Source organism: Pantoea sp. OXWO6B1 (genome assembly GCF_001641135.1).
Taxonomy (GTDB): domain Bacteria; phylum Pseudomonadota; class Gammaproteobacteria; order Enterobacterales; family Enterobacteriaceae; genus Pantoea; species Pantoea allii.
In genome coordinates, this window is record NZ_LWLR01000001.1 from 4098643 (window position 1) to 4111503 (window position 12861).

Consider the following 12861-nt stretch of genomic DNA (forward strand, 5'->3'; position numbering starts at 1 on the left):
TTCTCCACAATTGCCCGGTACACGCGATACGCTGTTATTGCGCACCCAACGTCAGGCGAGCAACCTGGTTATTACGGATAAAACGACTTAAATCAACGGGTTTATTCTGATATTGCACCTGAACAACGGATGGCGCGCCAATTTTCAGACGATAAGGTGCTGTGCCTGACAGGCTCAGCTTGCCGCCGCTACGCTGAATACCGCTGAACAGTTTTTTACCGGTAGCATCCGTGACGTCCAGCCAGCAGTCGCCCGTAAAGGTCATGACCACTGAATTGGGATCGGCAGCCGGTTCGCTGACCGCCGCTGCGCCTACTGGCATCTGCTGCGCAGTGTTGGCCGGTGCAGTGCTACTGGTATCAGTCGGTGCCTGCGAAGGCGACACGACCGCGTTGTTCTCTTCCTGCTGCGTCGCCGCAGCCGTGTTATTGCCGTTACTGCTTTCAGCGGGGGCCGTGCTGGTCGCTGCGCCAGTGTTAGCCGGTGTACTGCTGGTATTATTGTTCAGCGGTACGCTGGTGCTGTTATCCGTTGATGCGGCGTTAGTTTGCCCTAACGGGATCGACTGGCTGCTGTCGCTGCTACTGCCGTTCTGATCGGCCATCGACACCAGTTCATCCTGAGAGGCTTTATGGTTCTGCCACCACCAGGCACCTGTCAGACCGACCACCACGAAGATCACCAGCCAGGTGAAAATCATCAGCCAGCCGTCGCGTTTCTTACGGCGTTTGCCCAGGGAAAAACTCTGCATCGGCTCAATTTTTGTGGCGCGAACCGGCGTCTGTTTTTCCATCATCGGCAGCAGTTCCTCTTCAGGAATATGCACCAGACGGGCATAAGAACGGATGTAACCGCGCAGGAAGGTAGAGGCTAAATTCGCAGGTAATCTGTCTTCTTCAATTTCACGTACGGTAGAAAGTTTAAGGCACAGGCGTTCAGCAACATGTTGCTGCGTGAGTCCCATTTGTTCACGGGCCAGACGCAGGCGTGTACCTGTGGAATGAACTGCAGAATTTTCTTGAGTGGCTTCAGTATTCATTAGCTAAATAACGCTGGTACTGTATCGATTGCGGAAAACGTCGCGCTAACTGGTCGCCATAACGTGAAACGTCTGCGGCATTTCCCTGTTGCGCGGCGAAACGTATGTGTAACGCCAGGCTGCGTGCCGTCGTCGGCAGCGGCTGGTAAAGCTCTAATAATAGCGCTACGTTAGCCCACTGGTCATTTTCGACCGCGCTTTCAGCTTCGGCTAGTAGCGCCTCTCCTTTACTCTGGTCCGCATCGAGCGCATATGACAACGCAGCACGCGCTGCCTGTCTGTCCCCTGCCCGCAGATAACAATAACCCGACAGTTCATACGCATCGATACGGGCGTCTCCTTCCTGCGCACCCTTCGCCCTGATAAACTGTTGATGCGCATCATCATACTGCCCTAAAGCGCAAAGAAACGCACCGTAATTGTTAGGGATGTAACCATTATGTGGCGCAATTCGCTGCGCATTTGAAAAATGGAAATGCGCAGCGGCGTTTTGCCCTTGCCGCTGAGCCAGCCTGGCTAAGGCCAGGGGCACCCGGTAATCCTGGGGATCAGCAGCCTGTGCCCGCAGGAGATTGCGGCGCGCAGCGGGGTAATCTTCCACTGCCAGGTAGTGCATACCCAATTGCAAACGCAGTTCTGCTGCCCCGGGTTGTGACGGTGAACTGACACAACCGCTTACAACAAAAACGGCCAGTAATGCCGCGCGCATCCCTTTGCACATATCGTCTCCATCCTGTTATCTCCGTGGCGGGCATCAGCCTGCCACGCAGAGACAGAATGGGAAACGCTGTTAATCAGCCTTTCAGAGCGCCTTCACAGATATCGCTTCGCCCGCCATTTTCTTACGCAGGGTACGCTTGGTACGGTCAATGACTTCACCGGCTAACTGACCGCAGGCGGCATCAATATCATCACCACGGGTTTTACGCACAATGGTGGTAAAACCGTAGTCCATCAGCACCTTAGAAAAGCGGTCGATACGGCTGTTAGAGCTCCGGCCATAAGGCGCACCCGGGAAGGGGTTCCATGGGATCAGGTTGATTTTACAGGGCGTTTCTTTCAGCAATGCTGCCAGTTCATGCGCATCATCCGTGCTGTCGTTAACATGATCCAGCAACACATACTCAATGGTGACACGTCCCTGGTTTGCATTGGATTTACCAATGTAGCGTTTAACCGCGGCCAGGAAAGTTTCAATATTGTACTTCTTGTTAATGGGTACGATGTCGTCGCGCAGTTTGTCATTTGGCGCATGCAGCGAAATCGCCAACGCCACGTCAATCATGTCACCCAGCTTGTCGAGGGCCGGAACCACGCCCGAGGTCGACAAGGTGACACGGCGTTTTGACAAACCAAAACCGAAGTCATCCAGCATGATTTCCATGGCCGGGACGACGTTATTCAGGTTGAGCAACGGCTCGCCCATGCCCATCATCACCACGTTGGTGATAGGACGCTGGCCGGTGACTTTGGCGGCACCGACAATTTTTGCCGCACGCCAGACCTGGCCAATAATTTCTGATACGCGCAGATTGCGGTTAAAGCCTTGCTGTGCCGTCGAGCAGAATTTACATTCCAGTGCGCAACCCACCTGAGATGACACGCACAAGGTCGCGCGCTCACCTTCCGGGATATAAACCGTTTCAACCAGCTGATCTCCTACGCGAATAGCCCATTTAATGGTGCCATCCGTTGAGCGCATCTCTTCGGCCACTTCCGGGGCGCGAATTTCGGTGAGTTCCATTAAGCGGTTACGCAGCTTCTTGTTAATGTCGGTCATCTGCTCGAAATCATCGCAGCAGTAGTGGTAAATCCACTTCATCACCTGATCGGCACGGAACGGTTTTTCACCGAGCGAGACAAAAAATTCACGCATCTGCTGACGGTTAAGATCCAGCAGGTTGATTTTTTGGCTCTTCGGAGAGACGGAAATAGGCGAGGTGGACGCGGACGTCACAATCTGTTCGGACATAATGTTCTCTGGCCTCGTTGTTACACGTTATGGCGCTGTTGGGAAAAGAAAAAATTACGCCTTCACTAAGCTGACTCAATGAAGGCGCAATATTGTACAACATCTGCTGCCTGATAACAGGTGAGACTTGCCTGTGTTCAGCAGATTTTTGTAAAGCCGCGTACGCGTCAGCCGCTAAGGGATTAACGCGTGCGTGGGCAGATTTCGTTTTCGCCGAAGAAGTAGGCAATTTCACGGGCTGCTGATTCTGCAGAATCTGAACCGTGAGTGGCGTTCTCGGTGAAGCTGTCAGCATAGTCAGCACGCAGTGTACCGGCCAGTGCGTTAGCAGGGTTAGTTGCACCCATCAGGTCACGGTGACGCTGAACGGCATTTTCACCTTCCAGCACGGAAACCACAACCGGGCCAGACGTCATGAATTCAACCAGACCGTCGAAGAACGGCTTGCCCTGGTGCTCTGCGTAGAAACCTTCAGCCTGCTCTTTGCTCAGCTGCAGCATTTTTGCGCCAACGATTTTGAAGCCTGCGCTCTCAAAACGGTTGTAGATAGCACCGATCACGTTTTTCGCGACGGCGTTTGGCTTGATGATAGAAAAAGTACGTTCGATTGCCATGATGACCTCTGTCTTGACGTTCTGAAGAAACCGGAGGCGCGCCCCGGCTAAGAAACGGCGCCGATTATAGGGGTTGAGTGTGACGTTGCCTATCACAGAACCCATAATTTATTGAAAAATCTTGATCTGCGTCTGTGCGGACAGCTTTCCACTGTGATTTAGCGCAAAAAACACTCAATCGCGGGTAAAGCCGACGGAGGCGAGTTGACCGGCTTCATCCATCACCACCAGCTGATAATCGCCAGCCCGGTCGAGGCGCAGCGACAGCGTGCCGTTCTGACTTTCCGTCTCAAGCGGCTCGCCATTTAAAAACCACCAGCGCTGAACGCCCTGACCACCCTGCACCGCCACCGGCATCACCAGCGTCGTAGTGCCCGGCAGCGGCTGAACGCGCTGTCCTTCGATAACGCCGGTGACAATCAGCGGCGCGCTGCTGCCCTGCTGCAAAGGTGGACACCGGGTGTCGATAGCCGGTAAACGCTGCGCCCGACGCTCTTGCGGCGGCAGCCAGGCCTCCAGCGGCAGCGGCCACACCAGGCGTTCATGGCTGATAGCATGCGGACAATCCGCCGCAACCCGCAAACCCTGTTCGTTCTGCCAGTAGTGCAGGCGTAAGCCGCTCAGGCTTTCCTGCCCCGGCGCGAGTAAGGTGGGCGGTAGCGTCTCATTTAACACCCAGCTCTGCCGCCGCTGTCGACAGTTCTCATCCCCGGCAGGCAATGGCTGACCGCCAGGCCAACAGATGCTGGCCACGCTGACCGACGCTGGACGCGGATCGGTGGGCATTTCCTGAGCGGCTACGCGGTTCATCAGTACGCTGTTAATTTGATTCATGACAGGCACGGCAGACGCGAAGCCAAATTGGCCGGCCACCGGAGTGGCATCCGGTCGTCCAACCCAGACACCGATTAAATAACGAGGATTTATCCCCACCGCCCACGCATCGCGGTAGCCATAGCTGGTGCCGGTTTTCCACGCCAGCGGTACGACAGCAGGCGCGCTGCCATTGCCAGCAGGCTGGGCCTCTCCCGCCAGAATACGGCGGATAATCCAGGCGGCCCCCGGCGAAAGCAGCGGGCGCGCCTGTAAAGGTTGATCGGCCATCCAGCGCAGTTGAGCGGCGTTGCCATGACGGGCAAAGGCACTATAGGCCGCGACGATATCATCCATGCGCGCCCCGGTGCCGCCGAGTATCAAGGAGAGGTTTGGCTCCGCCCCCGGTGGGAAACGTAAATTCAGCCCCACGTTGCGCAGACGTGCGGCGATATTTTTGGGGCCAAGCGCCTCCAGCAGTTGAACGGCGGGCAGGTTTAGCGATCGTACTAATGCCTCGCTGGCACTGACCGGGCCATGAAAACCGGTATCGAAGTTGCCTGGGCGGTAATCGCCAAAGCGGCGCGGGACATCCTGCAGTAAGGACTCGGCATGAATGAGCCCATCGTCCAGCGCCATGCCATAGACAAAGGGTTTTAATACCGAGCCTGGCGAACGCACGCTGGCAATCATATCGACATGACCAAACCGGCTGTCATCACTAAAGTCTACGGAGCCGACATAACCCCGTACCGCCATTGTCGTGTGATCCACCACCAGCATCGCCAGCGAGGTCCGTGGGGGGAGCTGGTTTTTAACATTCAGCGCCATGTTTTCCAGTTCACGCTGCAGGGACGGGTCCAGCGTCGAGACAATTTTATCGTGCGTGGTCATCGACAGCAGTCGTCGCGCCAGCAACGGTGCCATCTGCGGCATCTGGCGCGGCGGAAGCCAGACCGGCTCCTCGCGGATTTCGGCGACCTGGCGGGGCGACCAGACATGATACTGTGCCAGCCTGTCCAGCACCTTGTTACGTGCGGCTTCCGCCCGCTCTGGCCAGCGATCGGGGCGCAGACGACTGGGTGCCTGCGGCAATACGGCCATCAGGGCCGCTTCGCCTCGTGTCAGCTGCGACGGGGCTTTTCCCAGCCAGCTCCAGCTTGCCGCCCCAATCCCTTCCAGCGTGCCACCAAAGGGCGCGCGATTCAGATAAAGCGTTAAGATGTCGCGTTTAGAAAGATGCCACTCCAGTTGCAGAGCGCGCCATGCCTGAATCAGCTTGCCGCGCAGTGTTCGCGGTTGCGGGTCAATGAGTCGTGCCACCTGCATGGTTAAGGTGCTGCCGCCCGAAATGACGCTGCGATGACGCAGATCCTGCCAGGCTGCGCGAAGCAGGGCCAGGGGATTAATGCCGGGATGGTACCAGAACCAGCGATCTTCATAGGTCAGCAACGCCTGTAAATAGGCCGGCGAGACGTCACTGGGGGTGACGGGATAGCGCCAGATGCCCTGGCTGTCGGCAAAGCGCCACAGTGGCGTGCCATCCTCGGCGACCACCACGCGTGCGGGCTGCACCTCTTTGAGGGGCAAGGGGAATAACCGATCCAGAATCAGCGGGATAAACAGCAAGGCCAGAATAAAAAGCGGCAGGGCTACCCACCGCTTTTTGATGTGCCTGTTTTTGATCACAACCCGGCCCGGCTACGGTTGTACATGCAGTTGTTGCGGCGTAGCGCCAATCGCCCGCCACTCAGGTACATACATCGATTCCACCTGCGGTGGCGGCATGTGGTAGAGGCCCGGCGTCACCGCGCGCGCCAGATACATCAAGGTGGCAGGACGATAAGTATCCACTGCCAGCGCGGCAACGAAGCGATCGTCACGGAACTCAATATGCCGGATGTTGGCCTGCTGCATATCCATCATGCTCTCTTTTAACGCATCCGCACTGTCACCCAGGCTGGCACTGCTGTCTGCCAGATTCTGGTTTTCCAGCTCCAGTCCGGCCGGTAACAGATCCACGACCAGCGCATCGCTGATGCGGCGTTTCGCAGCCACGGTAAGACGGACCACCAGCAATTCACCGCTGCGCAGATTATTGAGATCCGCCAGTTTACCGTCCAGGGTGAAGTACTCTCGCTTAACGGACAGCATATGGCTGACCGGATTCGGCGGCGTCAGCGGATAACCGACCACATTCAGGCTGCCATACAGCGGTGCCGTGCCAGGGTTGCTCACCTCAACGCCTTGCGCCAGTTGTTGATTATCCAGCCCTTTATTCACAGGCCCACTGCTGCTTACGGGCGGTTGATGACCCTGTAATATCGCCTGCCAGTCCTTACCCTGTGCGGTTTGCAGCGTGCGCGCCGCCAGGTAAAGCGCATTGTTCTCCTGGGTGGAGAGCCAGCGCTTCCCGTTCAGCTCTTTTGACAGTGACAGCAGCAGGCTGTTTTGCAGTTCCGGCTGCAGCTGATATTCCGCTAACAGGGCGATCATCATCCCCTCATCGCGCACCGTGCTGCCATAGTCTCCAAACCAGCGGCTTTCAGGTCGTGACAGCGTGGCGCCCTGCATCACAGCCAGCGGCGAACGCTGCCCATCCCCCATCAGCTTCAGCGCTACACCCAACTGTATCAGCGCCAGCCCCGATTTAGCCTTGTCACGCTTTTCGTAAAGCGCACGCAACGCGCCCAGTGGCGCACGCTGCTGACGCGCCAGCACCAGGCCGGCATAAGCCTGAACGCTGAAACGCAATGCATCGGTGTCGGCACTGCCACCGGCGGTGATTTGTGAAGGGTCCTGTAAATAACGCAGCAGCCGTGCGTTAGCCCGATCAATCACGTCAGGGGGCAAGGCATAGCCCGCTTCGCTGGCGCGCAGTAAAAAGTCGGTAACATAAGGTGTGAGCCAGAACTCCTCTTCACTCTGCTTACTCCATAACCCAAAGCTGCCGTCAGCACGCTGCATCCCGGCCAGACGGGCGATGCCGGTGTCAACGGCGGCCCGACGAACGTCATCACTGCTGGTTTTTATCCCCATAGCGCTGAGCTGCGCCTGACTGGTATAGAGCGACGGCCAGAGACCGCTGGTGGTCTGCTCCAGACAGCCATAGGGATAGGCATAAAGCGCACTGATGTAGCTGGCGATATTTAAAGGCGGACGATTACTCAGAGTCAGTTGTCCACTCAGGGTTTCTGCATCCAGACCCGCAAATGCCGCCGCCGTGACCTGCCAGGGGCTATCGTGGTCAATGACAGCGGCAAAATTGAGGGTTTGCGCAGGATAAGGCGGCCTTACGCCAATCTTCCACGTCTGCTGACTGGGCCGCACCGTCTCACCGGGCAGGTTCAGTCCTGAAATCTGCACCTGCACTTCGCCGTCACCAAACCCGGTTGTCGCCGTCACGGGCACCTGCAAGGTGGTCCTTTCGCCTTTTGCCAGCGTCACATTTTGTGTAGCCGCGCCCGACAGTCCTATCAGACCTTTGGCAGTCAAATCTACCTTCAGGGTTTGCGGCAGGTCCGTCAGATTGGTGATATCCAGTGCCAGTGACGCGCTGTCCCCGCTGGCCAGAAAACGCGGCGTGGCCAGTTCGCTGACCAGCGGGGCAGCCACCACCAGTTTGCGTTCTGCTGCGCCAAAGCTGTCATCGCTCCAGACCTGCGTCATCAGCCGCAGCTCGCCGTTAAAGGCCGGAATGGGCAGCGTCACTGAGCCCTTGCCGTTTTTATCCAGCGTAACGGCCTGAAGTTGCTGTGCCACGATATTGACATGGGTGACCGGTTTTTTACCGCCGCGCGTCATGGATTCGTCTTCACCGTCTCCGCCAAAGCGCAGAGCGGCCAGCCGTCCACCGCCTTCAATCAGTTGACCAAACACATCGTACTGATCGACGTTATAACGCTTGCGACCGAAAAAAGCCGTCCAGGGATCTGGCGTTTTATAATCCGTCACGCTTAACACACCGCTGTCTACCGCTGACAGCAGGACGTGCACCTTGTCAGGCAGCGGGCCGCCTTCACGGCTGGCCTGAACGTTCACCGTCAGGTTCTGCTCAGGACGGACCTTATCGGGTGCGTCCAGCGTCAGCGTTAAACGTCGCGCCTCGGTCGCCATCGGCAGATGTAACAGTCCGACCGCCCGTTTCGGCGTTGCGCCGCTGGCCTTGTCCCCTTCCCGAACCACAATGGCACTGAAATAGAGATCGTGACGCTGCCAGTTGTCCGCGATCGGCACGTCCACCTGCGTTCCACCCTGCGGCACCGTTAAGGGTTGCCACCAGAGCGTCCCGCTGCTGGATTCCACCATCAGATAGCCTTTCCCGGCCGTGGGCGATTCGACCTGCAAATGGACGGTTTCACCCGGCTGATACGCGGCTTTATCCAGCTTCAGTTTGACCTGGTCCGGACGCAGTGCGCCTGTACCATTGGTATTATCCTGCCAGTCATAGCCCGCCTGAAAACGCACGCTGCTAATGATTTTTTCACCCGACTGGACTTCAAGCCGGTAGCTGCCCCACTCAACCGGGAAGCTGACCTTCGTGCTGCCGTCAGCGGGAATGCTGACAGATTGCTCATCTTCCTGCAGGTCTTTGGCATCGTAACGTGACTGCCAGCCTTCGCTGTCAGAGAAACTCCAGTAGTAATCACGCCGTTCACGAATCAAACGCACATCAAGCTTTTCTGCCGCCAGCTTAGCGCCCTGACTGTTGGCATAAACAATATCGAATTCTGCCAGGCTGTTTTCTGGCACGGTCGGCTCATCGTGATAGCTGTCATTGCGGTAATCATAAACCGATTTATTGCCAAACAGCGGACGAATGCCGGGCAACGCGTCCGCGGGCCAGATGGCCTGAGTAGCACGTCGGGTGACCGGGCGACCGCCGGTTTCCAGCAGGCTGGCCTGCAGTATCAGGTTCAGCGGTGAGTGAAGCTGATCCCACTGATTATCCACGGTCAGTTGCGCCTTGCCGTTGGCGTCAAGCTTAAGATCGACATCGTCCAGACTGCGCTTCAGGCCCTGTTCGGTGATGTCACCAAACTGGTAGCCCGGCAGCGCAGCAACCGCTTCACGGGCCGGACGCAGATAGAGCTGTCCCTGCAGCTGATTGCCTGCCGCAGGCGCGCCATACAGATAGCGCCCCTCAATGTCGAACGTAATATCGGCATCCGCTGGCTGGGGTTGTTCATCGTTTTTCAGCGTTAATGCCATGCGCTCAGGCAGAAAATCCTCAACGCGAAAATGCCACTGCCGCAGCTGGTTATCACCGGTATTCAGCCGCAGCATCCAGCCGCCGGTCATCGCCGAAGTCGGTAAAGCAAACCGCTGCTGATAGAAACCGTCCTGCGGCTGCCAGACCACCGTGCGCACTACCTCGCCGTCAGGCTGTACCAGTTCTGCTTTAACCGGTTGGGCCGGTAAAGGCTTGCCGTCAGCATCGCGCAGCAGCGCATTGACGATCACCGTTTCGCCAGGCCGATAAATATCTCGTGGGCCGAAGACGAAGAGCTGTTTGTCATAGCCTTCGGGCCCCGCTACGGGGAATTCGGCTAAATCCAGAGCCGGACGCGCCAGGTCGATCAGCGAGGTTTGCTCGCCCTTCATGGCCAGCAGGAACTTGCCTTTTTCATCCGCATTAAGGCGCAAATGACCGCTGCTGTCGCTGGTGCCGTTTTGCAGCACCTGGCCTTTATCATTCAACAGCCTGATACTGACGCCGGAAAGCGGTGCACCGTTTTCCAGACTCTGTGCGAAGAGTTCAAACTGGGTGGGAAAGCGGTGCAGCGACAGGCCGATATCGCTCAGGGTAAACAGCGTCGCAGGCATGCTGTAGTGATAAGTGCCCGCCTGCTTCATCACCGCCAGATAAACCCCTGGCTGCTGAAGCGGCTTAATGTCTTTCAGCGGCAACTGCAGTTTTTCCCGCGTGTTACGGGCCGGGTTGAGTTCAAAGCGGCCGGTATACACCAGTTGGCTGGTTTTCAGCAGTTCCTGAGATTGCCAGGTAGACAGGTTGTTGCCGTAATTCCACTGGGCAAGGAATTCCGCCAGGCCCGCATTTTTGATTCGGAAAAAATCCACATCCACCTGGTCCACGTTCAACGCCAGTACCGGCAGCCCCTGAGCGATACGCAATGGCAACAGGGAGCCTCGGCTGGCAAAGCCCACCATCGGCTCAATGTCACGGGTAGTGATTTTTTTGCTGTAGGCCGTTGCCAGCGTCTCACCGCTGGCGGCGCGCAAGCCCGAATCGACGGTCACGGTGAACTGACGAGAGGGTTCAGGATGGCGAAAACGCAGGGCTTTACGATTGCTGGAAAGCTCCCAACCACCATCGACTTTGCCGTGTTTATCGTCGATCAACCTGACCTTTTGCGCCAGATCCTGCTTGTCATCCAGCGGCTGATTAAAGGTTAAAACCAACGCCGCCGCGCCATCAAGCTGTAATTCAGAGAGATCGATAATGGTGAGCGGTTTGCTGGCCTGCGCGCTGGCTGCAGGGGTTTCTGCACTGACGGGAAAAACAGGTAAGGTGGCGACAGACAGCAGCGAACCACCGATCAGCATGCTGAACAGCAGCCGGTTAATGCGTTTTTTCATGGTAAATCCTTCACCGGGCCCCAGGGGAATTGTTGTATAACGCTGGGCAATTTCACATCAATGCTCGCATTTAATCAACGCTTCTCTTGAGATGGTGTGCACATTACCCGACACTGGCATGACAGATTGCTGAGATGAGGTTGTTATGACGACGCCACTGTTTGTGTCCGCCGACTGGTTACAAGAACACTACAACGATGAAACGCTGCAGGTACTGGACGCACGTATGCTGCCGCCAGGCATGGATGCGGTTCGCAATATCCAGGCTGAATACCTGGCGGGGCATTTGCCCCAGGCACCTTTCTTTAATATTGAAGCACTTTCCGATCACACCAGCCCTTATCCGCATATGCTCCCGCGCGCTGAAAGTTTTGCCGTGGCCATGCGCGAGCTGGGTGTGAACAGTGATAAACATCTGATTGTTTATGATGAGGGCAACCTGTTTTCTGCGCCCCGCGCCTGGTGGATGCTACGCGCATTTGGTGTGGCGCAGGTTTCCATTCTGGCAGGCGGTTTACAAGGCTGGAAAGCCGCCGGCTTGACGCTGGCGGAGGGCGAAGTGAACCTGCCCGAAGGTGAATTTGACGCAGAGTTTGATGACGGCCTGGTGAAACGCCTGACTGACGTGCTGCTGATTAGCCATGAAGGTGGTGCGCAAATTGTGGATGCGCGCGCGGCTAACCGCTTCAATGCCGAGGTAGATGAACCGCGTCCCGGTTTACATCGCGGGCACATTCCCAACAGTTTGAATCTGCCGTGGAACCTGCTGGTTGAACAGGGACAACTGAAGCCGGCGTCCGAACTGCGCGCCCTGTTTGCCGAAGCAGGCGTGGATATTCATCAACCCATTGTCGCCACCTGTGGCTCTGGCGTAACCGCAGTCGTGTTGATTCTGGCGCTGACGTCGCTGGGTGTCCGGGATGTCTCGCTCTATGACGGTTCCTGGGGCGAATGGGGCAGCCGGGACGATTTGCCGATTGCGAAATAAGGAAACGCGCGGCCAGAGCTGCCGCGCGCGTTGTCAGATAATACGCTGACCGCCTTTGAAATCGCGCAGGAAGCTTCCCCAGCGACGTTCATAAAAGGGCGTAATGTGGGCGGTAAAAAAGTGGCTAATGCCGCGATCTTCTGCCGTGACCTCGCAGATATCAATGGGTGCATCATCCAGTAATGTGTCGCTGGCAACGCTGCCGGCGGCCTGAATAATCGTCTCAATATCGCTGTCCGCTTCAATTCCAATCAGCAAGTTAGCCGGCTCATCAGCATGTTCTCGGATGCTGGCAACAAAGGCGCGTTTCACCTGCTTATATTTGCTAAATAGCTGGGTCAGGGAGTCGATCATCTGAGCGGGCGGCTCTGCCACTTCTGACAGCAACAGCGACTGCCCCCCTTCCAGCACGCTTTGCTGCGTGAGTGCACTGCCCTCTTCGCCCAGCAGATGGCTGATTTCGGCGGCGGAGAACTCTTTGCCGGTAGGCAGCTTTGGATTAAGAAACAGGGTTTCGCCGCGCGTCATTTCAAACAGGGTGCGCACGGGTAAACGTAAATACGCCTGTTCGTCATCGACGGCGTCGCTCATTGCCTGTTCGGAAGTAAAAAACGGAATGACGCTGCTGCCATCCTCTTTCTCCCAGTGCTGGAGATCGACTGGCGTGCTGGCATCCAACTGCTGGCTGGTACTTTCGCCGGGGACCCAGACATCGGCTTCCAGCAACAGCTGGAAAAATTCAGGCCGGTGCGCAGGCTCGGTCGCTGCCAGCTTCAGCACCTCTTCAAGACGGTTCATAGTTTACTTCTACCTTCAGAAAGCGGTGGCCAGGCCA

8 protein-coding genes are annotated in these 12861 nt (G+C 56.9%); 1 reads left to right on the top strand and 7 read right to left on the bottom strand.

Annotation, left to right across the window (positions count from 1 at the left end; translation table 11 throughout):
* Positions 1 to 34: 34 nt before the first annotated feature.
* The 6 genes from rodZ to A6A26_RS21135 form a co-directional block, all read right to left on the bottom strand.
* Positions 35 to 1039 (bottom strand): cytoskeleton protein RodZ, encoded by a 1005-nt coding sequence (rodZ, locus tag A6A26_RS21110; protein WP_063880565.1) that lies wholly within the window; start codon positions 1037 to 1039, stop codon positions 35 to 37.
* A complete protein-coding gene (gene pilW, locus A6A26_RS21115) occupies positions 1029 to 1760 on the bottom strand; it encodes a type IV pilus biogenesis/stability protein PilW (RefSeq protein WP_063880566.1) in 732 nt (243 codons plus the stop codon). The genes rodZ and pilW overlap by 11 nt, the downstream gene beginning before the upstream one ends.
* Before the next feature lie 81 nt (positions 1761 to 1841).
* Positions 1842 to 3011 (bottom strand): dual-specificity RNA methyltransferase RlmN, encoded by a 1170-nt coding sequence (locus tag A6A26_RS21120; protein WP_063880567.1) that lies wholly within the window; start codon positions 3009 to 3011, stop codon positions 1842 to 1844.
* A 182-nt stretch (positions 3012 to 3193) separates the two neighbouring features.
* Positions 3194 to 3625 carry a nucleoside-diphosphate kinase gene (gene ndk, locus A6A26_RS21125; RefSeq protein ID WP_003848684.1) on the bottom strand — a complete coding sequence of 144 codons (432 nt, stop codon included), beginning with the start codon at positions 3623 to 3625 and terminating at the stop codon, positions 3194 to 3196.
* A 174-nt stretch (positions 3626 to 3799) separates the two neighbouring features.
* Complete coding sequence (gene pbpC, locus A6A26_RS21130; RefSeq protein WP_063880568.1) at positions 3800 to 6127, bottom strand: peptidoglycan glycosyltransferase PbpC; 2328 nt, start codon at positions 6125 to 6127, stop codon at positions 3800 to 3802.
* 12 nt (positions 6128 to 6139) lie between these two features.
* The gene (locus tag A6A26_RS21135) at positions 6140 to 11038 is read right to left on the bottom strand and encodes an alpha-2-macroglobulin family protein (RefSeq protein ID WP_063880569.1); all 4899 of its coding nucleotides are present in this window, start codon (positions 11036 to 11038) and stop codon (positions 6140 to 6142) included.
* A 145-nt stretch (positions 11039 to 11183) separates the two neighbouring features.
* Between A6A26_RS21135 and sseA the strand changes: the two genes are divergently transcribed.
* Positions 11184 to 12026 (top strand): 3-mercaptopyruvate sulfurtransferase, encoded by an 843-nt coding sequence (sseA, locus tag A6A26_RS21140; protein WP_063880570.1) that lies wholly within the window; start codon positions 11184 to 11186, stop codon positions 12024 to 12026.
* A 33-nt stretch (positions 12027 to 12059) separates the two neighbouring features.
* On the opposite strand, the gene sseB is transcribed toward sseA, so the two are convergent.
* Positions 12060 to 12824, bottom strand: a complete 765-nt coding sequence (gene sseB / locus A6A26_RS21145; RefSeq protein WP_063880571.1) for an enhanced serine sensitivity protein SseB — start codon at positions 12822 to 12824, stop codon at positions 12060 to 12062.
* Between the last annotated feature and the right edge of the window lie 37 nt (positions 12825 to 12861).

Excerpts from the sequence above, each read along its gene's own strand:
- A6A26_RS21120 (WP_063880567.1), bottom strand. The coding sequence starts at position 3,011 with ATGTCCGAACAGATTGTGACGTCCGCGTCCACCTCGCCTATTTCCGTC.
- A6A26_RS21135 (WP_063880569.1), bottom strand. The coding sequence starts at position 11,038 with ATGAAAAAACGCATTAACCGGCTGCTGTTCAGCATGCTGATCGGTGGT.
- ndk (WP_003848684.1), bottom strand. The coding sequence starts at position 3,625 with ATGGCAATCGAACGTACTTTTTCTATCATCAAGCCAAACGCCGTCGCG.
- sseA (WP_063880570.1), top strand. The coding sequence starts at position 11,184 with ATGACGACGCCACTGTTTGTGTCCGCCGACTGGTTACAAGAACACTAC.
- pilW (WP_063880566.1), bottom strand. The coding sequence starts at position 1,760 with ATGTGCAAAGGGATGCGCGCGGCATTACTGGCCGTTTTTGTTGTAAGC.
- rodZ (WP_063880565.1), bottom strand. The coding sequence starts at position 1,039 with ATGAATACTGAAGCCACTCAAGAAAATTCTGCAGTTCATTCCACAGGT.
- sseB (WP_063880571.1), bottom strand. The coding sequence starts at position 12,824 with ATGAACCGTCTTGAAGAGGTGCTGAAGCTGGCAGCGACCGAGCCTGCG.